The sequence below is a fragment of the Vibrio gazogenes genome (assembly GCF_002196515.1).
In the GTDB taxonomy this organism is placed as follows: Bacteria; Pseudomonadota; Gammaproteobacteria; order Enterobacterales; family Vibrionaceae; genus Vibrio; species Vibrio gazogenes_A.
In genome coordinates this window covers 1421984-1447147 of record NZ_CP018835.1, presented here as the reverse complement: position 1 = coordinate 1447147, position 25164 = coordinate 1421984, and the positions used below count along the sequence as shown (strand labels likewise).

Annotated in this window: 21 protein-coding genes and 2 pseudogenes; 17 read left to right on the top strand and 6 right to left on the bottom strand. The window is 43.9% G+C overall.

Annotated elements, in window-relative coordinates; all coding sequences use genetic code 11:
* The first annotated feature begins 63 nt into the window (after positions 1-63).
* The 15 genes from BSQ33_RS06650 (at position 64) to rraB (ending at position 17584) form a co-directional block, all read left to right on the top strand.
* Complete coding sequence (locus tag BSQ33_RS06650) at positions 64-315, top strand: HypC/HybG/HupF family hydrogenase formation chaperone (RefSeq protein ID WP_021019745.1); 252 nt, start codon at positions 64-66, stop codon at positions 313-315.
* Between the two features lie 4 nt (positions 316-319).
* A complete protein-coding gene (gene hypD / locus BSQ33_RS06645; protein ID WP_088134549.1) occupies positions 320-1474 on the top strand; it encodes a hydrogenase formation protein HypD in 1155 nt (384 codons plus the stop codon).
* A gap of 6 nt (positions 1475-1480) precedes the next feature.
* Positions 1481-2482, top strand: coding sequence for a hydrogenase expression/formation protein HypE (gene hypE, locus BSQ33_RS06640; RefSeq protein WP_088133698.1), 1002 nt, complete (start codon positions 1481-1483; stop codon positions 2480-2482).
* Positions 2483-2491: 9 nt separating this feature from the next.
* Positions 2492-2842, top strand: a complete 351-nt coding sequence (hypA, locus tag BSQ33_RS06635) for a hydrogenase maturation nickel metallochaperone HypA (protein ID WP_088133697.1) — start codon at positions 2492-2494, stop codon at positions 2840-2842.
* A complete protein-coding gene (gene hypB, locus BSQ33_RS06630) occupies positions 2835-3845 on the top strand; it encodes a hydrogenase nickel incorporation protein HypB (RefSeq protein WP_088133696.1) in 1011 nt (336 codons plus the stop codon). The genes hypA and hypB overlap by 8 nt, the downstream gene beginning before the upstream one ends.
* 413 nt (positions 3846-4258) lie before the next feature.
* The gene (gene csrD, locus BSQ33_RS06625) at positions 4259-6193 is read left to right on the top strand and encodes an RNase E specificity factor CsrD (RefSeq protein ID WP_027694110.1); all 1935 of its coding nucleotides are present in this window, start codon (positions 4259-4261) and stop codon (positions 6191-6193) included.
* A 178-nt stretch (positions 6194-6371) separates the two neighbouring features.
* A complete protein-coding gene (locus BSQ33_RS06620; protein WP_021019751.1) occupies positions 6372-7415 on the top strand; it encodes a rod shape-determining protein in 1044 nt (347 codons plus the stop codon).
* A gap of 57 nt (positions 7416-7472) precedes the next feature.
* Positions 7473-8360: a rod shape-determining protein MreC gene (gene mreC, locus BSQ33_RS06615; RefSeq protein WP_021019752.1), complete on the top strand. Its 888-nt coding sequence runs from the start codon at positions 7473-7475 to the stop codon at positions 8358-8360.
* Complete coding sequence (mreD, locus tag BSQ33_RS06610) at positions 8350-8838, top strand: rod shape-determining protein MreD (RefSeq protein WP_088133695.1); 489 nt, start codon at positions 8350-8352, stop codon at positions 8836-8838. Before mreC ends, mreD begins: the two co-directional genes overlap by 11 nt.
* Positions 8835-9404 carry a Maf family protein gene (locus tag BSQ33_RS06605; protein ID WP_021019754.1) on the top strand — a complete coding sequence of 190 codons (570 nt, stop codon included), beginning with the start codon at positions 8835-8837 and terminating at the stop codon, positions 9402-9404. The genes mreD and BSQ33_RS06605 overlap by 4 nt, the downstream gene beginning before the upstream one ends.
* A 20-nt stretch (positions 9405-9424) precedes the next feature.
* The gene (gene rng / locus BSQ33_RS06600) at positions 9425-10894 is read left to right on the top strand and encodes a ribonuclease G (protein WP_021019755.1); all 1470 of its coding nucleotides are present in this window, start codon (positions 9425-9427) and stop codon (positions 10892-10894) included.
* A gap of 19 nt (positions 10895-10913) precedes the next feature.
* Positions 10914-14852, top strand: a complete 3939-nt coding sequence (locus BSQ33_RS06595) for a YhdP family protein (RefSeq protein ID WP_088133694.1) — start codon at positions 10914-10916, stop codon at positions 14850-14852.
* Positions 14849-15682, top strand: a complete 834-nt coding sequence (locus tag BSQ33_RS06590; protein ID WP_021019757.1) for a carbon-nitrogen hydrolase family protein — start codon at positions 14849-14851, stop codon at positions 15680-15682. The genes BSQ33_RS06595 and BSQ33_RS06590 overlap by 4 nt, the downstream gene beginning before the upstream one ends.
* A complete protein-coding gene (tldD, locus tag BSQ33_RS06585) occupies positions 15679-17130 on the top strand; it encodes a metalloprotease TldD (RefSeq protein ID WP_088133693.1) in 1452 nt (483 codons plus the stop codon). Before BSQ33_RS06590 ends, tldD begins: the two co-directional genes overlap by 4 nt.
* Before the next feature lie 37 nt (positions 17131-17167).
* The gene (gene rraB, locus BSQ33_RS06580) at positions 17168-17584 is read left to right on the top strand and encodes a ribonuclease E inhibitor RraB (protein ID WP_021019759.1); all 417 of its coding nucleotides are present in this window, start codon (positions 17168-17170) and stop codon (positions 17582-17584) included.
* Positions 17585-17709: 125 nt separating this feature from the next.
* On the opposite strand, the gene BSQ33_RS06575 is transcribed toward rraB, so the two are convergent.
* The 3 genes and pseudogenes from BSQ33_RS06575 to BSQ33_RS06565 all read right to left on the bottom strand — a co-directional run bounded on the left by BSQ33_RS06575 (position 17710) and on the right by BSQ33_RS06565 (position 20253).
* Complete coding sequence (locus BSQ33_RS06575; RefSeq protein WP_198298163.1) at positions 17710-18642, bottom strand: DMT family transporter; 933 nt, start codon at positions 18640-18642, stop codon at positions 17710-17712.
* A gap of 381 nt (positions 18643-19023) precedes the next feature.
* Positions 19024-19267: pseudogene (locus BSQ33_RS06570) on the bottom strand (transposase); the annotation flags it as partial.
* 68 nt (positions 19268-19335) lie between these two features.
* On the bottom strand, positions 19336-20253 hold the full coding sequence (locus BSQ33_RS06565; protein WP_198298162.1) for a LysR family transcriptional regulator: 918 nt from the start codon (positions 20251-20253) through the stop codon (positions 19336-19338).
* A gap of 597 nt (positions 20254-20850) precedes the next feature.
* Here BSQ33_RS06565 and BSQ33_RS06560 point away from each other — a divergent pair.
* Both BSQ33_RS06560 and BSQ33_RS06555 read left to right on the top strand, forming a co-directional pair.
* Positions 20851-22083, top strand: a complete 1233-nt coding sequence (locus tag BSQ33_RS06560; protein WP_088133690.1) for an MFS transporter — start codon at positions 20851-20853, stop codon at positions 22081-22083.
* Positions 22083-23330: an ATP-grasp domain-containing protein gene (locus BSQ33_RS06555; protein ID WP_088133689.1), complete on the top strand. Its 1248-nt coding sequence runs from the start codon at positions 22083-22085 to the stop codon at positions 23328-23330. Before BSQ33_RS06560 ends, BSQ33_RS06555 begins: the two co-directional genes overlap by 1 nt.
* A gap of 197 nt (positions 23331-23527) precedes the next feature.
* Here the strand turns inward: BSQ33_RS06555 and BSQ33_RS21525 are convergent.
* The 3 genes and pseudogenes from BSQ33_RS21525 to BSQ33_RS06545 form a co-directional block, all read right to left on the bottom strand.
* Positions 23528-23657 (bottom strand): annotated as a pseudogene (locus BSQ33_RS21525) (transposase); the annotation flags it as partial.
* A 45-nt stretch (positions 23658-23702) separates the two neighbouring features.
* The gene (locus tag BSQ33_RS06550; RefSeq protein ID WP_088133688.1) at positions 23703-24227 is read right to left on the bottom strand and encodes a carbapenem self-resistance protein CarG family protein; all 525 of its coding nucleotides are present in this window, start codon (positions 24225-24227) and stop codon (positions 23703-23705) included.
* A gap of 301 nt (positions 24228-24528) precedes the next feature.
* Positions 24529-25158: a bifunctional 4-hydroxy-2-oxoglutarate aldolase/2-dehydro-3-deoxy-phosphogluconate aldolase gene (locus BSQ33_RS06545; RefSeq protein ID WP_021019766.1), complete on the bottom strand. Its 630-nt coding sequence runs from the start codon at positions 25156-25158 to the stop codon at positions 24529-24531.
* Positions 25159-25164 lie beyond the last annotated feature (6 nt).

Here is a 25164-nt window from a genome sequence, read left to right as displayed (position 1 = left end):
TGAGAATGATCCGATGGGGCAGTCCTAGGGGCTGATTGATCGGGCAACAGAGAGTAATGAGAGATGTGTTTATGTATTCCCGCGAGTGTTGTCAGTGTCGATCAAGAACAGATGACCGCTGTCGTCGATACATTAGGTGTCGAGAGAGAAGTTAGTACCCACTTGATATCAGAACCCATTCAGGTTGGTGAACACTTACTGATTCATGTGGGGTTTGCGATCAGTAAAATTGATCAGCAAGAAGCAAAGGAAAGTCTGCAAACCTATCGCGAACTGATCAGTCAGGTTAGTTCTGATGACATGTGGGTCGGGTGAAGTGATGAATGACGAAACAACGGTGACAGATTCGGTCCGGACTTTGTATCAGGGCTTTCGGCAACCAGCAGTGATTCGTGCTTTGGCGGAGCAAATTCGACATAAAGCACGTGACTTACCGGAGCCGCTTTACATGATGGAGGTGTGTGGCGGGCACACACACACCATTATGAAATATGGCATTCAGCAACTATTGCCGGAGAATTTACATTTTGTGCATGGGCCGGGGTGTCCGGTTTGTATCATGCCGAAAGAACGGATTGATCATGCCATTATTCTGGCACAGACCGAAGGGGTCATTCTGGTGACCTTAGGCGATATGATTCGGGTGCCGGGTTCTCGTTTGTCTTTGGCCGAATGTCGGGCCAATGGCGGTTCGGTTGTGCCGATTTATGACCCGATGGATGTGCTTGAGATTGCACAACAGAATCCACAGCAGAAGGTGGTTTATTTCGCTATCGGTTTCGAAACCACAACCCCCATGACTGCGGTTTTAGTACAACAAGCGCGACGTCTACAACTGACCAATCTCAGTTTTCACATTAATCATGTACTGGTGCCACCTGCAATGGATGCAGTGATGGCGGATTCAATGACGCGCGTGAATGCATTTCTCGGCCCGTCGCATGTCAGCGTGATAACTGGTGCAAAAATTTATCAACCGATCGTTCAGCATTACCAGATTCCGGTGGTGGTGGCCGGTTTTGAGCCTGTCGATGTGTTGGAATCGGTATTGATGCTGGTTGAACTCGCTTTGAGTGGCCAGCCTGCCTTGCAGACGCAATACTCGCGAGCGGTTTCATTTGAGGGGAATGCGGTTGCTCAGACATGTATTGCCGATGTTTTTGATGTTCGCGCTGCATTTAACTGGCGTGGGTTGGGGAATATTCCGCAGTCTGCCCTGAAGCTTCGGGCGCAATATGCGGATATGGACGCGGAAGTGTTGTTTGAATCGCTGCTACCACAAGCCCCGGTACCGGATCACAAAGCGTGCCGCTGTGGGGATATTTTACGCGGGCTTGCCAGTCCGACGGATTGCAAAGTTTTTGGTAAAGCATGTCAGCCGAGTCGGCCGATGGGGAGCTGTATGGTGAGCTCTGAAGGTGCTTGCAATGCTTATTATCGTTATGCCGGTTTTCACACAGCGCCACAGGAGTAATCATTCATGAACAAACAACCGACAGTTCAATTGAGCCATGGTGGCGGTGGTGTGGAGATGAATCACCTGATCCGGCATCTGTTTTGGCAACGGTTTGGTAACGATATTCTCAATCAGGCTGAAGATGCTGCCACATTGAATATGCCGTCACCGCTGGCCATGACCACCGACAGTTTCACCGTTTCTCCCCATTTTTTTGCCGGTGGCAACATCGGGACACTTGCGGTCGCCGGGACTTGTAATGACTTGGCGATGGTTGCAGCAAAACCGACTTATTTGAGTTGTAGTTTCATCATTGAAGAAGGCACGCTCATTCGTGAGTTAGAGGCAATTGTCGATGCCATGGCAACAGAGCTTGCTGTCGGTCAGACCCAAATCGTCTGTGGTGATACCAAAGTCGTGCCCAGAGGCATGGCTGATAAGGTGTTCATCAATACCACGGGTATCGGTGCAATACAAAAAGCAGATGTCTCGGCTCACCGAATCATGGCAGGGGATGTGATTTTGGTTTCCCGGGATATCGGGTGCCACGGCGCTTGTATTCTGGCTGCCAGAGAATCACTACGGCTTGCGCACCCCATCATCAGTGACTGTGCCGTATTGTGGCCAGTGGTTGAGGCGTTGTTAGCCGATTCCATCGATATTCATGCGATGCGTGATGCAACGCGTGGGGGACTGTCTGCGGTGTTGAACGAGTGGTGTCAGTGTAGCGGGATGCAACTGGCGATTCAGGAAGCACAAATCCCAGTCGATGATGCCGTGCGGGGCATCTGTGAATTATGTGGCTTTGAGCCCTGTGATTTGGCGAATGAAGGGACGTTTGTCATTGCGGTCCCTGCGGCACAGGCACAGCGGACGCTCGAAGTCTTGCAGCAGTTTCATTCACAGGCAGCGGTGATTGGCGAAGCTGTCTCGTTATCGCCGGCGAAACCCGTCTTGCATACCGCGTGGGGAAGTCGGCGCTATCTTGATTTCCCCGCAGGCGAGTTATTACCGCGTATTTGTTAGGAGTCAATCATGCATGAATTATCTCTGAGTCTGAAAACGATTGATCTTGTCGTTGAACATGCCCATCAGCGCCAATCTCATCGGGTAACGGCAGTGACCTTGGGAATCGGCGTGCTTTCTTGTATTGAGCCGGATGCGTTATTGACCGGCCTGCAATTTGCGAGTCGCGAGACTTTAGCGGAAGGTGCGCAATTTTTAGTGGAGATGATTCCTGCCACCGCTTGGTGTGAAGAGTGCCAACAGCAAGTTGATATTGAGACCCATTATACCGGTTGTCCGCTTTGTCATTCATATCAGTTAATCGTTGAAACCGGACAAGAATTAAAAATTAAATCGATAGAGGTAGAATCTTATGTGTAGTGTTTGCGGTTGTGGCGAAAGTCACTTGGACGAGCATCATCATGACCATCATGACCATCATGACCATCATGACCATCACGGTCACTCTCATCCTCATCCTCATGCTGAACCGCCAAAAGTACAGCCGTTGGTCGTTCATCATCATTACAGTCATCAGGGCGATGTCCACCATCATATTCACTATCATGTGCATCAGGATGAATTGTCGTCAGAGGTGAATACGGTGCATGAGTCTGCGGGTGCTCATCACCACGAAGAAGCCCATCAGCCGACAGTGACGGTACAGGGAGATCTTCACTATGGTCAGGGGGCCGCTCAAACACATGTTACCGGGGTGTCTCAGCGTCAGTTAATCCATCTGGAACAAGATATTCTGAGCCAGAATGATCAAATCGCTGATGAGAACCGCGCTCATTTTCAAGCCCATGGTCAACTGGTTTTGAATCTGATGTCGAGTCCGGGATCCGGTAAGACGACCCTTCTGGTCGAAACGCTGAAGCAGTTGCAATCCAGCTATTCATGTGCGGTGATTGAAGGGGATCAACAGACCAGTCAGGATGCAAACCGAATTCGGGCAACTGACGTACCCGCGATTCAGGTCAATACCGGCAAAGGCTGCCATCTGGACGCTCAGATGATCCACCGTGCCTATCATCAGCTTGATATGCAAACATCCGGTATCTTGTTCATTGAAAATGTCGGTAATTTAGTTTGCCCTGCGAGTTTTGATTTGGGAGAGCAGCATAAAGTCACTATTTTATCTGTCACGGAAGGAGAAGATAAGCCATTGAAGTATCCGAATATGTTTGCTGCTTCTCAGTTAATGCTGGTGAATAAAATTGATCTGTTGGATTACGTCGATTTTGATATCGAAGCCTGTATCGCGAACGCGCGTCAGATCAATCCGCAGATCCAAGTGATCAAATTATCTGCCACCACCGGTGAAGGAATGTCTGCTTGGATTGATTGGCTCTCTCAGCAGCAGAAGCAACTCGCGTCCTGATTGTGCGGTCGTTAATGCTTTGCTTTATGGGAGGAGTCTCTCAAATTTACGTTGAACCATCTTGGTGAGGCTAAGTTAGAGAAAAGCGGTTATTACGACGGATATCTTGATGAAATGGGGGAAATTATCTGAGAAAAGAAAGGAACAGGCAGAATTAAACCAAGCTTGCGCGTAAAAAGTGAATGAAGGTGTTCTTTTGGATACTTCGGTTCAGGTATATATTGTCCCCGATAGAAGGGCAGTGTTTCCCCTGTTATTTTTGATCATGTTATACGACTCACCGTCATATGACATGATTTGTTGTATCCTGAATGAAAGACAATTCAATTTTTCAATGAATATAAAAGGATTTGATATTCATGAGATATACGCCAACGCTCAAGCTCAGCACCCGATTGGTTGCGGTGGTCACGATGATTGTGACTGGGGCGATTTTTATCTTGTTTATTGGCGGAACCCTTTCTTTTCAACGCTTGGGACATGAATATCTCAATCACTACCTATATGGTGTAGTTGAAGTCATTGATAAAGAATTAGATGAGCCTGATGCTGCCTATTCCATGCAGCGCTGGGTTCCCAAGTTACTTCATGCCAGTAATATCGTTGAAATGACACTCACTTCGAAAGCGGGGGTCGTGTACCGATTTAAAGATACTACCTCCTCGGTTGAGGACAGTCGGTTGTATCGTGCGAATTTTGATCTGAAACGCAATCATGATTACACCTTACATTTTAAGGCTGTCCCGCCCTATATCGGTTTTACTTACTCTTTCAGTGCCATGTGGTCTACAACCTTTGCGGTGGTTTTGATCATTGTGTGTCTGCTCAGAGGTGTAAAATGGTTACAGGCTCAATTGCTTGGTTCTGAATTGCTTGAAGAACGCGGTAGAATGATCCTTGCAGGGCAGGTAGAACGTTATGCAAAGGGGGATGAGCGAGAGTGGCCTTATACCGCGAGTGAGGCGCTCGATCGACTGATTGAAGAGCTTCAGGATGCCCGACAGGAACGAAGTCGTTTTGATACATTTATCCGCACGCAGACATTCTTGGATCAACTGACGGGGACAGCCAACCGGGTGTTATTTGATAGCAAGCTCGAAGCCGCTTTACTTGAAAATGATGCTCGTGGCGGTGTCCTGATGTTACAGATCGATGAGTTGGACGGGCTTGATAAAACGGAATTTGATCATCTGGTTGTTCAGGTCGGGGAATGTATTTCGAATGTGATCCAACGTTATCCGGATGCTATCCTGTCGCGTTATTATGACGCGGTTTTCTCGGTGTTGCTCCCCCACCAAAGTTCAAAAGAAGTGGCTCAAGTCGCGGTTCAATGCTTGAAAGGTATTGAGCGGCTTAGTCCGCCTGTGCCGCTGGACCGGAGTAACTGGTGCCATATCGGCATCACGATGTACACCGAAGGTGAACAATGGGGGAGAATCATTGATGAGGTGGAGACCGCATTAAAAAGTGCCCAGTTGGAAGGTGTCAATGCGTGGAGCCGTTTTAACAAGGTTAAATCGGCCGATGATGAAAGAGGCAACGTTCGGTGGCGCAGTCTGTTTGAACATAACCTGACCGAAGAGAAAATATGTTTATTCAAACAGGACTGTTATGTTATCTCTCGTCAGAAGCAACTTTCTATTGCTCATCGAGAACTTTTTGTCAGAATTCCTGAGCCGGGGCAGGGCTTTATGAAAACGTCCCGGTTTATCTCAGCGATTGTCGCTGTCGGATACGAGATGGTACTGGATCGTGTTACCTGTCATCGCGTTGTACGGTTTCTCCGTGAGGAAGGTGATGCGACTGATATATATTCGATCAATTTATATGTCACTTCATTTGCTCAGCGTGCTCACTTTATCTGGTTCAGAAATTTGCTGATGCAACTGCCTCGAGCGTATCGCCAGCGGCTCTGCTTTGAGTTTACGGAAAGTCACTTAGTCAAACATCTTGACTATATGCGGCCCGTACTAAAAATGATTGCGGCGTTCAATTGCCAAATTGTGGTTGGACAGGTTGGGCGTACGATTGTCAGTACGCATTACATTAAAGAATTCAAAATTGACTATCTGAAACTTCACCGTAGTCTGGTCAAAGGGATCGAACGACGCTCAGAGAATCAGTTGTTCGTTCGGAGTATGGTGGGTGTTTGCCGTGGTGCGGACACTCGGATTATCGCCGTTGGTGTTGAATCCGAAGGCGAATGGAAAGTACTTCAGTCTTTGGGGGTCAATGGTGTTCAGGGACGGTTATTTGATGTCGAATCTCAATGGATTCCTAAACCTCGGATAACAAATGTTAAACCGGGGAAACGGAAACGCTGGAAAACGAAACCCGCTCAGCGCTGACAGAATTGGCTAAGATTCGGTGCTATTTCAGACGGAATCTTAGCCTTGAGTAAGAAATCTGTTAGAAATTGCGTGTTTCTGTCCATGTTTCTGTGTCTATATCTTGCTGTGACAGCAAGGCATTGGTACATTTAACGGAATTTTAATCTTCAATTTTCTTGCAGGATGAACGAAGAATATGTTTAAGAAACTTCGTGGCATGTTTTCAAACGACTTATCGATTGATTTAGGGACTGCCAACACGCTTATATACGTTAAAGGACAAGGTATTGTTCTTGATGAGCCTTCCGTTGTCGCAATTCGCCAAGATAAAGGGCGTGGTGGTCGTAGTGTCGCTGCCGTCGGACATGCGGCGAAACAAATGCTGGGACGAACTCCGGGAAATATTTCAGCGATCCGCCCCATGAAAGATGGTGTAATCGCTGATTTTTACGTCACTGAGAAAATGTTGCAAACTTTTATCAAACAAGTCCATGACAATAGTTTTCTTAAACCGAGTCCTCGGGTGTTGATCTGTGTTCCTTGTGGTTCAACTCAGGTTGAACGGCGTGCGATCAAAGAGTCGGCAGAAGGCGCCGGTGCCCGGGAAGTCTATTTGATTGATGAACCTATGGCTGCGGCCATCGGTGCAGGACTTCGAGTGTCAGAACCGACCGGTTCAATGGTTGTTGATATCGGTGGTGGTACGACCGAAGTTGCGGTTATCTCTCTGAATGGTGTCGTGTATTCATCTTCAGTACGGATTGGCGGTGACCGATTTGATGAAGCCATTATCAATTATGTACGCCGGAACTACGGCAGTTTGATTGGTGAAGCGACGGCTGAAAAAATTAAACATGAAATCGGGACCGCTTATCCGGGTGATGATGTCCGGGAAATCGAAGTTCGTGGTCGTAACTTAGCCGAAGGTGTACCGCGTAGTTTTACGCTGAACTCGAATGAGATTCTGGAAGCCCTTCAGGAGCCGCTCACGGGGATTGTCTCCGCCGTGATGATTGCATTAGAGCAATGTCCACCGGAACTAGCATCCGATATTTCTGAAAACGGAATGGTGCTGACAGGTGGTGGTGCACTGCTGAAAGATATTGATCGTCTGCTGACGGAAGAAACGGGAATCCCTGTTGTCGTCGCCGATGATCCACTGACATGTGTCGCCCGAGGTGGTGGTAAAGCACTAGAAATGATCGACATGCATGGCGGTGATTTATTTAGTGAAGAGTAGTGCCATCTTTGTGTCATTGTTTGAGATGAAGAGACGCTGCAAAACGGGATTGTCATCATGAAGCCAATTTTTGGGCGAGGTCCATCTCTTTCGCTACGTCTATTTTTTGCCGTTGTTTTATCAGCCAGTCTTATGCTGGCTGATAGTCGTTTAAATACTTTTTCTCACGTACGTTATTTCCTCAACAGTTTTGTTGCACCCATTCAGTATGCTGCTGACCTGCCACGGGTTTTATTTGATGGTTTTTATGAGCGAATGCAGAGTCATCGGACGCTATTGAAATCGAATCAACGCCTGAAACAAGAAGTGTTGACGCTCAGAAGTGATTTGATTTTGTTCAATCAGTATAAAGAGGAAAATCAGCGCTTAAGAAAGCTACTGGGATCTTCTTTCGTCCGGGATGAGCGCAAGATGGTCACGGAAGTGATGGCTGTCGATACCTCACCTTATACCCACCAAGTTGTCATTGATAAAGGCCGCACTGATGGTGTCTATGAAGGTCAACCCGTCATTAATGAAAACGGGATTGTCGGTCAGGTAACGTTTGTGGCTGCGCATAATAGCCGGGTTTTATTGTTGATTGATGCCAATAGTGCGATTCCTGTTCAGGATCTGCGTAACGATATACGGGTGATTGCTTCCGGTAATGGTCAATCGGAGTATATTCAACTGGAACATATTCCGAGTAGTACCGATATTGAAGTGGGAGATTTATTAGCATCCTCAGGATTAGGGGGCATTTATCCGGAAGGTTATCCTGTTGCCAGAGTATCTAAAGTGGATAAAGACACCCGTCGTGAATTTGCTGTGATTGAAGCAACACCTGTGGTTGATTTTGATCGCTTACGTTATTTGCTGCTGGTCTGGCCGAATGAAGATCGACAACAGAACGCCCGTCAGTCTTTAATGGATACATTGAATAAGGAGGGGCAGCGTGGCCAATAACGTCCTGAGAGGACATGTTGTGATCTGGGTATCCTTCTTTTGTGCGCTGGTTTTGCAGACCATTCCATGGCCGGGCGCGCTTGAGTTATTACGCCCTTCATGGATTTTACTGATTCTCTGTTATTGGGTACTCGCGCTGCCTCATCGTGTGAATGTCGGAACTGCGCTGGTGCTCGGGTTACTCTGGGACTTGATTCTCGGATCGACGTTGGGGATCCGTGGCATGATGTTGTCTATTATTGTGTATATTGTTGCGATGAATTTTTTGATTCTGCGGAATATGGCGTTGTGGCAACAGGCAATCGTGATCGGATTACTGACAATCGCGCTAGATGTCATGGTTCTGGGAGGCGAGTTTTTGTTCCGGCCTGTTGAGTTTAATGCGCTTTCTTTATGGGGCGGGATCATTAGCTGCATTTTGTGGCCGTGGCTTTTCCTGCTGCTGAGACGAGTGAGACGCTACTGGAATATTCGATGAATGACCGAATACTTTATCTTGCATCAGCTTCCCCGAGACGAAAAGAGCTCCTGACGCAGTTAGGTTACTCGTTCGACATTATTTTACCTGAGGTCGTAGAAGCGCATCAGGCTCATGAATCAGCAAAAGCTTATGTGTCGAGATTATCCCGAGAAAAGGCTATCGCGGGTTTGGACATGGTGAAGTCAGAGCAAGCGGTTGTTTTAGGTGCTGATACGATAGTGGTGATTGATCAGCATATTCTCGAAAAACCGACATGTTTGACGCATGCTCGGCAGATGCTCTTGCAGCTTTCTGGGCGAAATCATCAAGTCATGACTGCTGTGACGGTGACGGATACCCAACAAACACACACGATAGTTGTAACCACTGATGTATGGTTTAAACCGTTGTCGGATGATGAAATAGAACGTTATTGGCAATCGGGTGAGCCGTGTGATAAAGCTGGCAGTTATGGTATTCAGGGATTGGGTGGAAAATTTGTAACTCGGATTGAAGGTAGCTATTTTGCCGTTGTCGGGCTACCGCTATTTGAAACTGACCAGCTCTTGCATAAATTTTTATAAAATCAAATTGAGGTGCGCTCATGAGTGCAGAGTTGTTGTTGAATGTAACTCCGAGTGAGAGTCGCGTGGCGATGATAGAGGGTGGCGTCCTTCAGGAAATCCATATCGAGCGGGATGCGAAACGCGGTATCGTCGGAAATATCTATAAAGGAAAAGTGAGTCGGGTGTTACCCGGTATGCAGGCTGCATTTGTTGATATCGGTCTGGATAAGGCCGCTTTTCTTCATGCTTCGGATATTGTTCCTCACACTGAGTGTGTGGCGGAAAATGAAAAGCAGCAGTTTCAGGTGCGCGATATCTCTGAACTTGTCCGTCAGGGACAAGATATCGTCGTACAGGTTGTCAAAGATCCGCTCGGTACGAAAGGCGCCCGCCTGACGACGGATATTACGTTACCTTCCCGCTATCTGGTTTTCATGCCCGGGGCCAGTCATGTCGGTGTTTCCCAACGAATTGAAAGTGAGAGTGAAAGAGAACGTCTCAAGAATATCGTCGCTAATTATTGTGATGAACTGGGCGGCTTTATTATCCGGACTGCGGCAGAAGGTGCGGATGAGAAAGAACTCTCTCAGGATGCCGCTTTTCTCAAGCGCTTGTGGAGCAAGATTATCGAGCGGCGGGCAAAGTATAAAACGCGTACTACCCTTTATGGCGAACTGGGGTTGTCACAACGAATTCTCAGAGATTTTGTCGGAACCGATTTAACCAAAGTGTTAGTGGACTCGCGTCTGGAGTTTGAAAACCTCAAAGAATTCACGTCTGAATATGTGCCGGAACTGACTGAGAAACTGGTGTTGTATGAAGGCGATAAACCTATCTTTGATATGTATGATACAGAGAATGAAATCCAGCGTTCTCTGGAGCGTAAGGTTGAGCTGAAATCCGGCGGCTATCTGATTATCGACCAAACAGAAGCCATGACCACCATTGATATTAATACCGGTGCGTTTGTTGGCCGTCGCAATCTGGAAGAGACGATTTTCAACACCAATATAGAAGCAACCCAGGCGATCGCCCGTCAACTTCGGCTGCGCAATCTGGGGGGCATCATTATTATTGATTTTATTGATATGGTCTCGGAAGAACACCGGACCCGCGTGCTGACCTCCTTAGAAACTGCACTGAGTAAAGATCGTGTTAAAACCAATATCAATGGCTTCACGCATTTGGGATTGGTCGAGATGACACGTAAGAGAACACGGGAAAGTATTGAACATGTATTGTGTTCGACTTGTCCAACATGTGAAGGACGTGGACAAGTCAAAACTGTTGAAACCGTTTGTTTTGAAATTTTGCGTGAAATTACCCGGGTTAACCGTGCCTATGATGCCGATAACTTTGTCGTCTATGCTTCGCCGGCGGTTGCGGATTCTTTACAGGGTGATGAATCGCATGCATTGGCCGAGCTTGAGGTCTTTATCGGCAAACAGGTACGGATTCAAGCGGAACATTTGTATGTCCAGGAACAGTTTGATGTTGTCATGATGTGACTTAACTGAGTAGGGTATTGTGCGTTTTATAGTTTCTCGTCTTGTTCGGACATCACTATGGCTTTTATTAAGCCTGTTGGTTTTGCTTGCGATTCTGATTTCAGCTTTGAGAGTTGCTTTACCTCATATGAATCAGTATCAGATACCGATGACCGAATGGATGAACCGGCAGGCTGAAATTCAGTTTTCTGTGAAGGATATACATGGATACTGGCGTAATCGTCATCCTTCTCTGTCTTTGACGGGGTTTCAAGCACATCTACCCGATGAATCGAATATTCATTTTGCCGCAGATCGGGTGGATATTGAATTCGATTTATTCAAATCACTGCTGCAATGGCAGCCCGTAATTGCCAACTTAGTGATTCACCAGTCAAAATTAGATGTGAGTTCGGTTGATCTGTTTCAACAACAGTCATCCAATGATTCCCAAGAGCAAAAAAAAGTACAACAGGAAACCATTCGTCATCTGGACAATATTTTTCTGCGCCAGCTTGATGATTTTTCTGTTCTGGACTCGGCCATTCGTTACCGCTCAATCTCGGGTGATATCCGACAATTGGAAATTGCCAGACTGAAATGGAAAAACAAGGGTCATCACCATCAGGCTCAAGGCGTGGTGAGTGTCACCAATACCGGTATCAACTCTCTTTCTGTTCGTGCTGATTTTGAAGATTTTGACTCATTCCATGATATTTCTGGCCAGTTCTATGTCAGTTCGGACAATATTAGTGTTGGTCCATGGCTGACTCAGTACCTGAAAAAAGAGACTGGTATTCATAGTGGACAGGTTAGTTTCGATGGCTGGTTGACGCTCGAACACAATACCCCGAAAGATGGCTATGTACAGGTTCGTCCTTCCGATCTGTTCTGGTCGGATTTATCCACTCAACATGCAGATTCGGCGACAAATAAACAACACCGTTTACATATGCAGGAAGGGGTGTTCCGGCTGATTCCAAAGCAAGATGGCATGGTGATTCAAGCTCAGTCTGTGGTATTGCAAACAGACGAGGCCCAATGGCCGGAACTCAATTTTTTGATGAAATGGCAGCCTGATCATTGGCTGATGAATATCGGTGAGATTAACATTGGTTCATTAGTGCCGCTGATTAAACGGATGCCTTTGTCAGAGCAATTGCAAGGAATGCTGACACAACTGAAACCGGAAGGTACCTTGCATGATATTCGTTTAGCCGGTGATATGCAGGGCATCCGGCAATATTCCGCACAACTTTCAGAAGGCTCGATTCAGCAGTGGTATTTATTGCCAGAAGTGCATCATCTTCAGGCAAGTATCCGTGGCAATACCGATAAAGCGGTGATTCGTGCCAATCTGGATGATGACACACTTCCTTACGGTGATGTGTTTCAGGCACCGCTGATTATCCAAAAAGGTCAGGTCAATCTAGTCTGGCAGTCTACAGCGGATGGCTGGTCCTTATGGTCAGATCATGTCGCTGTACGTACGCCGGATTTACAGACTGTTGGTCAATTTAAACTGGATATGTTCCATGATCAGAGTCCGTTACTGTCACTGTATAGCGAAGTTGATCTCTTTCAGGCCGGAGAGACATGGCGTTATTTGCCGGTCCGGGCATTAGGCGATGAGTTGACCGATTATCTGTCGACTGCAATTCAGGGTGGGAAGGTTAAGACGGCGAAGATATTGTGGTACGGGCGTCTCAAGGATTTTCCTTATCAGCGAAATAACGGTATTTTTCAGGCTTGGGTCGGGTTAAAAAATGCCCGGTTCAGTTACAATACCGCATGGCCACCTTTAACCGATTTACAGCTGAATCTGCTGTTTCAGAATGAATCCATGTATCTGGATTCAAGACAGGCGCATCTGATGGATGTGAATGCGCTACGGATTACCGGACGGATACCGGCATTAATGCATTCTGGCCATATTGAAATTGAAGCAAAGGCCCAAGCCCAAGGGAATGCGTTACGTGATTTTATGACATCGACCCCGTTAGTTCATTCGGTCGGTGCTGCATTAACGACCGTACAGGTTAACGGCAAGATTCAATCTGAGTTTCAGCTCAATATTCCTTTTGAAAGCGACCAAGAGCCGAGAGCATGGGGCTGGGCTGACCTCAAGAACAACCGCGTTGATATTCAATCTCCGCCACTTGATTTACGCAAAGTTTCCGGACGTATTCGGTTTGATAATGATGTGGTAACCGCGTCAGCGTTGCAGGGGGAGATGCTTGGTCAACCTGTCACATGGGATTTTCAGGGAGAAAGTAGCAGCAAGGGATACAATGTTCATATTGACACGGTCGGCGATTGGGAAGTTACGCCCTTGGCATCTTATGTCGGCCAGAAATGGATTGCACCGCTCTCCGGCCATGCGCCATGGGAGATGGGCGTCGATATTCAGCTCAATGATATTGGTTTTTCTTATCAGGCAGACCTGAATACTGATTTGCAAGCGATAACCAGCCTGTATCCGTATCCATTCAATAAAAAGGCTCAGGAACCGGGGAAAGCCGCTCTACAGATTTCTGGTAATCAGGAAACGATCAGTGCCCGGCTTCAGGTCCCGCATGCCAAGTATCAGACAGAAATCGATGTGACACAATCCGAGCCAGTGCTCACGGCAACCAACCTGATTTTGGGGAACGGGAGCTTTAAAGTCAGTCCGATTGTCGGCCATTCAGCTGCCATCCGCTTAAATCATTTCGATCTTGATCAGTGGATTGCCTTGCTGACCAAAGAAGACGTGTCTTCTGGTGCGCCGAAAACAGGTTCCCGGCATACGATGTCAATGCCACAAATTCCGATACCGGATCATGTCGAATTGCAGGTGAAAGATCTGACACTGGCGTCACTGGAATGGCATGATGTGGATTTTCTTGCCCGACATAAAAGTTTTGGCTGGCGTATGAACCTCCAGAGCCAAGAAATGAAAGGGAAAGCCAATTATATTGCGCCCTATGATTTGAGTGTGTCTTTGGATCAACTGCATCTTTATGTCCCCGCATTGGAAAAGCGTAAAGATCATGATTCATTATTTGTTGATGAGTCTCGTCAAAATGAGCGTCGGATTACCAATTTTGATCGTCAGTTTCATCAGTTGATGCCAAACCTGACATTAGTGATCAAAGATTTCTGGTTTCAAGGGTATAAAGTCGGTCATTTGAATATGGACTTCCAGCGACAGGGGAAAACACTGTCATGGAAGAAAATAGATATCGTCAGCGGAAGTAATGAAATTCATGCCAATGGTCAGTGGACACTGGATGGGAAACAGTCCCATACTGTGCTAAACATGGATTTGAAAGGCGATAACAATAGTGATCTGATGGAACGCTTTGGGATCACCTCGGGGATTCAGAATGCCCCGTTCTCGATTAAGACACAGATGGCATGGGATGGCGCACCATGGGCGGCACAAGTTGATACCCTCAAAGGCTCGGTCAGTTCAAAACTGGGCAAGGGCAGCATCTCCGATGTCAGTGGTGCGGCACGTTTTCTGGGATTATTTAGTTTAGATTCTATTATTCGTAAGATGCAGCTCGATTTCAGTGATGTTTTTGATCAGGGAATGGCGTTTGACTCAATTGAAGGAAGCGGAGAAATATCACAGGGTGTGTTCGTAACCAATAATATTGAGATGGATGCTTTGGCTGGCAATATGACCATTAAAGGTATGGTTGACCTGAACGCCAATACCATTGATGCTGAAGTGAATTTTGTGCCTGATGTGACGTCCGGATTACCTGTCCTCAGTGCTTTTGCGGTCAACCCAGTGACAGCACTCTATGTGTTGGCCATCACAACCGTGATCTCCCCGGTGGTTGAGGTATTCACGGAAGTCAATTATGAAGTGAAAGGGCCGATTGATAGTCCTGTTGTGAAAGAGATCTCCCGTAGTAAAGGTGAGTTCAAACTACCGGAAAAACTACGCGAAGAAGCACAGCAACACAAACAAGGAGCAACCCAATGAGCCGAGTCGGTTTAATTCAGATGACATCCGGAGCTGATCCGGAGCACAATATGCGATGGATTGAAACACAGGTTGAAGCGTTATCTGCTCAGGGTGCTGAGTGGATAGTGACACCGGAAAATGCCATCGTTTTCGGTTCTAAACAGGACTATCATCATCATGCTGAAGTGTTGGGGAGCGGCCCTTTACAGGAGGCTTTGAGTCGGATTGCGAAAGCCTTTTCAGTCTGGCTCGTCATTGGTAGTTTTCCGGTGAGAACGCCACAGGGAGTGACAACCACACTGCTGGTGTATTCTGCTGACGGTCAGCTCGTCACTTCTTATGATAAGCTGCATATGTTTGACGTTGATGTTGCCGATGGACACCGCCATTATCGCGAGTCCGATATCTTTTTTCCCGGCTCCGAAGTTCGGCTCGCATCCACACCGTTTGGTGAGTTGGGGCTTTCGATTTGTTATGATGTTCGTTTCCCTCATCTCTATTCTATGTTACGCCAGCAAGGTGCTCAGGTTATATTGGTTCCGGCCGCATTTACCGCTGTGACCGGACGAGCTCACTGGGAGATACTCCTGAGAGCCCGAGCAATTGAAACCCAATGCTGGGTCGTTGCTGTGAACCAAGGGGGTGTCCATGAGGGAGGCCGGGAAACTTGGGGACACTCCATGGTGATTAACCCTTGGGGAGAGGTCGTAGCAAGTCTGGCACAAACCGCAGCGACATTGGTCGCCGATATCGATCTTGATTTGTTAGCTCAGGTGAGAACTTCAATGCCGGTATTATCGCATACAAGATTTAGCAATCAGTTTTTGGAACAGAAGAGCGAATTATGACAATTGAACATATAGAAAAAGCACTGCTTCATCCGACCGGGCTTTCTGAACAATTCATTGAGCAAACGTTGTCGACTATGATGGCTCGGCAGATCGATTATGCGGATCTGTATTTTCAGTCCAGTTGGCATGAATCGCTGGTTCTGGAAGATGGTTTGATTAAAGACGGATCTTTCAATATTGATCGGGGTGTTGGTGTCCGGGCAGTCAGCGGTGAAAAAACCGGGTTTGCTTATTCAGACCAGTTAACAGAAGAGGCTTTGCAGCAGAGTGCAACCGCAGCAAGAGGGATTGCTCAGCAAGGCCAGAGTGGTCAACAGCGGGTCCGGCAATTTTCTCGCAGCAATACGCAGGATTATTACGGTATGGATAATCCGCTTGATAGCTGGCAAAAGCAACAGAAGACTGAATTACTGAAAGCGCTGGATGCTTATATCCGCACCAAAGAGCCGCTGATTCAAGAAGTGTCGATCAGTCTGAGTGGTGTCTATGAACAAGTTTTAATTGCTGCTTCCGATGGTACATATGCCGGAGATACGCGGCCGTTAGTGCGATTATCCATTAGTGTACTGGCACAAAAAGGTGAGCGTCGTGAAAAAGGCAGCGCCGGAGGCGGTGGTCGAGTGGGTTATGATTACTTCCTGACTGAGCGAGACGGTATGGCCGTGGCTTATGAATTTGCCGATGAAGCCATTCGACAGGCTCTGGTCAATCTCGAAGCGGTTGCCGCACCTGCGGGGACCATGCCTGTTGTTCTCGGAGCCGGTTGGCCGGGTGTGTTACTACATGAAGCCGTCGGTCATGGACTCGAAGGCGACTTTAATCGTAAGGGATCATCGGTATTTGCCGGTAAGATCGGGCAGAAAGTTACCTCGGATCTTTGTACCATCGTCGATGACGGCACGTTAAAAGATCGCCGTGGATCATTGAATGTTGATGATGAAGGGGTTCCGGGACAGTATAATGTCCTGATCGAAAATGGTGTGCTGAAAGGATATATGCAAGATAAATTGAATGCACGCCTGATGGGGGTAGCACCGACCGGCAATGGTCGCCGGGAGTCTTATGCCCATTTACCGATGCCGAGAATGACCAATACATATATGCTTCCCGGTCAGCATACACCGGAAGAAATTATTTCAACGGTTGAAAAGGGCGTATATGCACCAAACTTTGGCGGTGGTCAGGTCGATATTACCTCTGGAAAGTTTGTTTTTTCTGCATCTGAAGCCTATTTGATTGAAAACGGCAAAATTACCCGACCTATCAAAGGGGCGACCTTAATCGGTTCAGGAATTGAAGCGATGCAACAAGTCTCGATGGTTGGTAATGATTTACAAATTGATAAAGGGGTTGGTGTGTGTGGTAAAGCCGGACAAAGCTTACCTGTCGGTGTCGGACAGCCAACTCTCAAACTCGATGCAATTACTGTTGGTGGGACGGATTAATCATCAATATTTTTAAATATCAAGCTGGAGTATGAACATGTCCCATGAAGACGATTATGTTTCTGTTGAGTCGTTAATCGAATTACAGAAAGAAGATACCCGAGAAATCATTCAGGCACTATTGGAAGATGGTAGTGATCCTGAAGCACTCTATGAGATAGAGCACCACCTGTTTGCTGAAACTTTTGAGAAGCTTGAAAAAGTCGCAGTTGAAGCATTTAAGATGGGTTTTGAAGTGTTGGAAGCCGAAGAAGTTGAAGACGAAGAAGATGGCGAAATCCTGTTTTGCTGTGATGCAACAATGCAGTCAGCGTTGAATGCCGAAGCCATTGATGAGCAGGCTGAAAAACTGATTCATCTGGCTGAGAAGTTCGACATCATCTATGACGGTTGGGGGACTTACTACGAAGGGGAAGACGCCCTGTATCCCGACGATGATGACGATGAATCATGATCTGATTTAGATGAATATTCAAATAAAAAACCTTGCTGCAAAGCAAGGTTTTTTATATCTAATCGAAAATAATAAGAGCTATATGATTCCGGCATGTCGGTCGTTGTAGTTGCCCACTAAATCGTTCATTTATGTTCGAGAGGAGATGCCAGAGTTGATTTTGGCTTAAGTTTCTTTGAACAAAACCAGATTCCAACGCCAATGAGCAGCGCACTGACAATATGGTAACTCTTTAATTGAACGTCCAGAAAAACGATACTGAATACACCGCCTGATAAAGGGATGATATGCGTGTAGATTTCTCCTCTTGTAGCCCCGATCTCACCAATACCTTTGTTCCAAAAGACATAAGATAACCAAGACAGAAAGAGCACTAAATACAGCAGACCAGCCAGAAAACTACCATGAGTATACGATGATAGGCTGATAGGAAATTGAGTCGTGTAGTACCAGACGATTGGTATTAAGATGACTGCACCGGTAAGAGAGCTGACAGTGACGAAAGCATTACTGGGGATCGTTTTGTCTTTTAGCCGTAAGAAAGAACAATAAAATGCCCAGCTTAAGGCCGACCCCATAGCCCATAGATCACCGGTATTGATATGGTGGAAGACTCGAGTATCGCTCACATTGCCTTTCATCACTAAAAAGAAAACGCCAAATGTACTCAAAATCACACCCAAAATATTATTCAAGGTAATTTTATCTCTGAATATGACACCATTGATAATTAATACAATCCCCGGTGTCGCTGACATATATATTGCAGCATTCAATGATGTGGTGGTTTGTAGTCCGATATAGAGTGTTAGCGGAAACAGAACTTGACCAAAAACAGAAAGAAATATTATCGCAATAAAACAGTTTCTTATCTTATTTAAATTGTTTTTAACTTGGTTGAAATACAAAAATCCAAGTAATATGGCCGTGAGTAACCATCGTGCCTCTGTCATAATAATCGGGTCTGCTTGGGCAACGAGTATATGACCAACAACGTAATTACCACCCCAAAACATGGCAGCAAGGATTAATAATAAATATGGCATTAAAATATCCATTTAAATGATTATCAATATACAACAGGGGGCATTTGTGTATTGGTGACTATAGTCACATAATTCCTTTTTTATAATGTTATTTACTCTCACATTTGGTTCTTATTAATCAGATTGAATATAAATATTATTTTTTAATTTAATGAGTTATTAGGAAACGTTTATTATTTATAATAACGTACTTGGGTTGATTTGAATCAATGTTTTTAATCTATTTTTTTTGGTCGTTATTGAACGCTGTTTTTGTGTGATTTAATAAGAATTAAAGGGATTTTATTATGTTCAATAAGATGCAAGTTTAATCATCATTTTCAAATGATGAACTTGGGATAATAAATAATTTTCAAACATTTATAAATGGTGTTTCTATTGATAATCATGAAAGGGGTTAAAAGAGCCATTGCGGTCACGTGGCGTCTCGAGTTCAAATTCACCGGATGAGTTTTCGATATTTTTCCGGGATTTACCGTTTTGCCGATTCTTAGGCTCATCAGCAAGGTGTAGGTCGATTTCAGCGCCGAGCGCAGCTTCAGTGATTTGCTTAATCAGCGGCGTGAGCAGGGCCACCTTTGCCATTCAGACCTTGTCCAGATTGGAGAGCTTTGGCAAAAGCCAAAGGCCTGAACATCGATTTCAAATATAAGGTGTCATTTCCTTTTTGGTTCGGTGTACAAGAATGACACAGAATTTTGTTCACTACCCTAATTTAGCGGACACTGGACTGCCCCCAATCTCTTTAACAGAATCTAATAAGAATTGTATAAACGTATTTATTGTTGGTGGAACGGGGGTCTCAGGGAGACGCAATATCGACATACTACGAGACCTGATTGAAAAATCAGGAAGAATTTCAACCAATCGCCCTGACTGAATATCTTTTTCAAGCATGATTCTTGAATTCAAAGCGATGCCTAAACCGTTAAGTGCTGCCTGTCGAATTGATTCGCCTGTATTGCTCACAAATCGAGGATGAATTTTAACATTATAAACCTTATTTGATTTTTCCAAACTCCAGTATTGATTGGAATGCCATTGAGAAAAACAAATGCAGTTATGCTTTATAAGATCGTCAGGATGTATAGGGATATCATTTTTCTGTAAGTAATTAGGCGATGCGACTAATACCATGGAATACGGTGGCAAATTGATAGCAACGACTCCTTCATCAACCACATCACCAATACGAATAGCGAGTTGAAAATTATTTTCAATAAGATCAACTTTTCGGTCGGTCAAATCCATTTCTATATTAACCTCTGGATAGTTTAATAAAAATTTTGAAATGAGAGGTGCTAAAATATGGTTTCCAAAAGCTATTGGGGAACTAATTCGTATGTTACCTGCAATTTTATCATTAAGTTGATGTAAGACTTCTATTGCTTCTGCTTTTGTAGCTATTATTTGATTGCTATACTTAAGAAAACATTCTCCTGCTCGCGTTAGTCCTTGTTTGCGAGTTGTCCTGTTCAATAGTTGACACCCCAAGTATTGCTCAAGTTCTTTAATCTGACGACTCAACAGACTTGGGGTTATATCAAGAGCTTCTGCGGCATTAGTAAAGCTACCTTTTTCGACTACAAGAGTAAACGCTTCAATCGATTTTATAAAGTTCATGACTATTCCTATGGGGCTCATCTGATTATGTACATATTGTAATAACTATTTGAACAAATTAGATGTTTTTAGTCAAAAAATAATGAGTTAAACTAATTTTAGTTCCCAAGGTATGAAAAAATATCGCTGATAGCGGTAGGGGTTTATATGTCAAAAATAGTTGTGTTAACGGCAGTAGCTGTATTCCGGGTAATTATACTGCTGTTATTGATGATGTGATGAGCGGGATTGATTTCAAATATATTCGGCTATTTGAGAAAAATGTTATTCAATGTGAAAATTACCGTGATATAGGAAAAGGTTATTGATAAATTTATACAAATCGATCTGACTATTTTTATTAATTTGATATGTTGGTGTGGTGTTTTATGGGCAATAAAAGTGTTTATAGGTAGGTTTTTTAATTATTTAAAAACATCATGTTTTAAATAAAAGTTATAAATAAGAAAGTTATTTTAATCGTAATAGGTGATGACGAGTCACATAAGAATCATGAGATAATAAAATATCAGTTTCCATGATTTTGAAAGCATTAAGTTTTTCGTTGTCGAGACTGATAGAGTTTACGAAATCATGTATGAATAATAAGGTATTATTATGAATATTAATTTGTCGGTTCTAACAAATCCTAAATTTGTTCTCTTTTTTATGTCGGATATTATTTCTGGATTTGGCGTTGGTATGGCAACGATTGGTGCTAACTGGTTTGTATTAATGAAAACAGATACCACCGCAAGTGTAGGAATGTTACTAGCTGTAAATGTTGTAGCAGGTTTTCTTGCCTCAGTTTTCTCTGGAGTATTGACAGATAGATTATCGCGTAAGAGTTTAATATTTTGGACTCATTTTATACGTGCCATTGGTATTACCATTATCTTGATTATTTTACACATAAATGATTTTAATATTAACTATCTGTATGCATTCGCTGCAATTAACGGAATTGGTTGGACTTTGTATATGGCTGCATCTCGTAGTTTTTTACAAGAGATCTTGGATAATAAGAACTATGTAACCGGTAACTCTCTACTCGAGATTAGCCTTCAAGTAGGGATGTTTCTTGCGGCAGGTATTTCTGGATTTTTATATCGTTATTATAGTTTTGAAATTATTTTATTGGTTAACGCCATAATGTTTATTGTAAGTGCGATTATAATTAAGCAGATTAGACATGTTAGTGAATTACAAACAGAATATAGACAAAGTTATGTACAGACATTAAAAGATGGATTTTATTTTCTTAATCAACACAAAGCTATTTTTATTCTAGGTGTTGTTTCTATAATTCCACTCATAGTCACAATGATATATAACGTTGTACTACCAAATTATGTGAGTAATACACTAGGAAAAGACAGTGTAACTTTTGGTTTTGCCGATATGTCGTATGGGATAGGTGGTTTACTTTCTGGATTTCTAATTTCCATAGTGACTAGAAAATTTAAAATGGGAAGATTAATCACTTTATTTTTTATTATTGCAACGGCAGATTTATTGTTCTTGAGTCAGAATACTCATGTATTCAATCTGTATTTATGTAGTCTATTGCTTGGGCTATCTAATTCGTCATTGAGAATTCTTATGAACTCCTTATTAATGAATGTTGTAACGAAAGAGTTCATGGGAAGGGCGATGTCAGTATGGATTGGAATATCTCTAATTTTTCAATGTGTTTTCTCATTAAGCATAGGTAATTATATCGATCATCATGGTGCTATGTTTGGCATTGTTATTATGGGACTTATCATGGGACTAGGACTAATTTTATATATTATTGAACAAATTGTATTGGCAAAAAATGTACATACAGAAGCGGGGAGTAATATCTGATGGATAAAAAAATTGTAGTCTTAGTTGAACCTAGTTTTTACGGGGTCAATTATGTCCGTGAAGCAAAAAAACTTGATTGCTTTGTTGTTGTCGTTGTATCTGATAAAAATAATCCTCAAGTTTATGGTTACAATGATTTGTACGATGATATGTTGGTATGTGATATTCGAGATCCAGAGTCAATTTATCATGCAATCAAGGTCTCCAAGTATAAACATATTGATGCATTAATTTCAGCAACAGATTATGCAATTGCTAATACATCTAAAGCTGCAGAAAAACTTGGTCTGAAATACTTAAGTTATGGTGCAGCGCAATGTGTACGTAATAAAGATATTGCAAGACAATGTTATGCAGATAATCATGTACCTTCAGCTCGATTTAGTGTTGTACGAACTATGGAGCAAGCGGAAGAAGCAGCATTAAAGATCGGTTTCCCTGTTGTGCTAAAACCAACTAACTGTGCAAGTAGCCAGCATGTATTCTTCATAGACAATGTGAAAGATTTACATGATGCATTCAAAGAAATGGAATCATTCATGACTACATACATGGGATTTCAGGTTCGTGAAGATTATTTAGTAGAAGAGTACCTAGATGGTCCTGAATTTAGTGTGGAAATTTTTGTTGAAGATGGTCAGGTTATTTTTTCTGAACTCACAGAAAAAATTACAACAGCCTTACCATTCTTTGTTGAAAATTATCATATATTCCCGTCATCAATTATGCAATTAGAGAAGCCATCGATTATAGATGTGGCAGCACAGGCCTTGAATGCAATTGGTTTGGTAAATGGACCTGCGCATGTGGAAGTGAAATACACTACTCAAGGTCCTAAAATTGTAGAAGTTAATGGTAGACCAGGTGGAGATAATATTACTTCAGACTTAATTCCTACAGCTTATCATATTGATATTTTCCGTCAGACAGTCCGTAATTTATTAGGGTTACCAGTTGATTTTAATCTCGATAACACAAGTAGTTCGGCTATTGGTTTCATTTGTGCAAATAAGGAAGGTATCCTAGAAAGTATAGTAGATTTAGATAAGTTGGAGGAAGATGAATCAGTTGTAAGGTATTCGATTGATGCTAAAGTTGGTGACAAAGTTAGAGTTCCAGAAAGTTCTGATGATCGATTAGGCTATGTTATTGTAAACATGCCTACACCTGAGCAAGCTAAAAATAAAATTATTAATATTATTAATTCCATTAAAGTTAATATAAAAAGTAAACAATTAGTAATGTAGGAACAAAGTAGACAGAATTAATAAAGACCTGATCTGACAGTTATCCAGATATTTATATTAGGTTCTGTCAGATCATTAGGTACTCACGATCCCACGGGGCGTTTAGTGTGAGAAGTTTCAAGGAAGAAGTGAGTCGATATCAGGCTCTGGTTTTGCCTTAAATGAAACCTTAACTTGTATAGTTCTCTGCGACATAGAAAAACTCGTTTCACTATCAGGGTCGTGGTAACGGCTAAGTCGCTGAACCAATGAAGCCTACCGCGTTTGCTTTGCTTCCACTTGCTTATCATCCTCATCAATCCAGAAGGTCAGAGAACCGAGGTTCATTAAGGCTTTGTTGTACTGCTTCCAGTTGGTTTTTTATGACTCCGGCTACTCAAAACATGTTCGGGGGCATTCGCGGATTGCGACATCGGCTGACATATATTTATCTTTACTGACTTTTTCCGATGTTTGGGCCCAGCCGTATAGCGGAATGCCCGGGTGTTCCAAGTTCTTCTCAATCTGATAAAGTTTGAATTTGAAATGTTGCTTCAAGTGAGGTGAGTCCCCGGATTTAACGGCAACAACCAGATAGACCTTCTTTGACGTTTTGATAAAACCAAAACTTCTCACCAAGACATTGGAAACAGAGACATTAATACCAAATAGCGTGAATCGGTCACCTGCTGGTGTCGGTACAATCGAGTAGGTTGCGTCGCTATTCTTGATATAAACCGAGAGTGTCGGATCCGGATGAGATGTGTTGTTATCAAATCGCGCATAAAAAACTGCATCAGCAATGCCATCTGAGTTTAAATCTAGCTGGTTCAAGCCACTGTTTAATTCGAAAAAGCTCGCCGCAGAATATGCATAGACAGGATTTAAGATCAGCACGAATAAATATAAATATCTCATTTGTTGATAGCCTCTTCTGGGTGATTGAATCAGTGCGATTTTTATCACCACAAAAGTTTACCCATAGGATGACAGTAATCAGGAGGCTAATATAGTCTTTGCCAGCATGATTCAAAATAGGTTTCTTACTGTGTTCATGAGTGGGGTGTATCAGGCTGGGAGGTATATCTCACTAATCGAAAATTTAAGTGATAGTTAAGCTTTTTCTATGCAGGAGAAAGGTCTTTTTATTTACGGATGAAGAAAAAAGCCTTGTTATCACAAGGCTTTTTCAGTTGTTATCGATAGGGTGAATCAGGTATTACTCCTGAATCAAAGCGACGGCTTCACGAGTGAGACGGGCGAGTTCTTCCCAGTCGCCATTTTCAATCAGTGATTTTTCGACCATCCAAGTTCCGCCACAGCCAATCACGCGAGGGATATCGAGGTAATCTTTGACGTTGGATGGCTTAATCCCGCCAGTCGGCATCAGCTCCAGACTGGTATATGGAGCAAGCAAAGATTTGACCATGCTGATACCGCCCGATGGTTCTGCCGGGAAGAATTTCATGGTGGTGATGCCCATTTCAAGTGCGGCTTCCACGGCACTCGGATTGTTGATGCCCGGAATGATTTCAATCCCCAGTTCCTGACAAGCCCGAACAGTGTTGGGGTTAAAACCGGGAGAGACAATAAATGTCGCACCTGCTTCTTTAGCAGCAATGACCTGCTCCCGGTTTAGCACTGTGCCTGCACCAATAAGCATGTCCGGTTGTGATTCACGTAGCAGGCGGATGGCTTGCGCGGCTGCATCAGAGCGGAAGGTGATTTCTGCGGCGGGCAGGCCGTTTTCTACTAATACTTTACCCAGAGGAATAATGTCCTCGGCTTTGTCGATCGCAATGACAGGAATGATTTTGATTGCTTTGATTTGCTGTTTAATGTCAGACATGGTTGT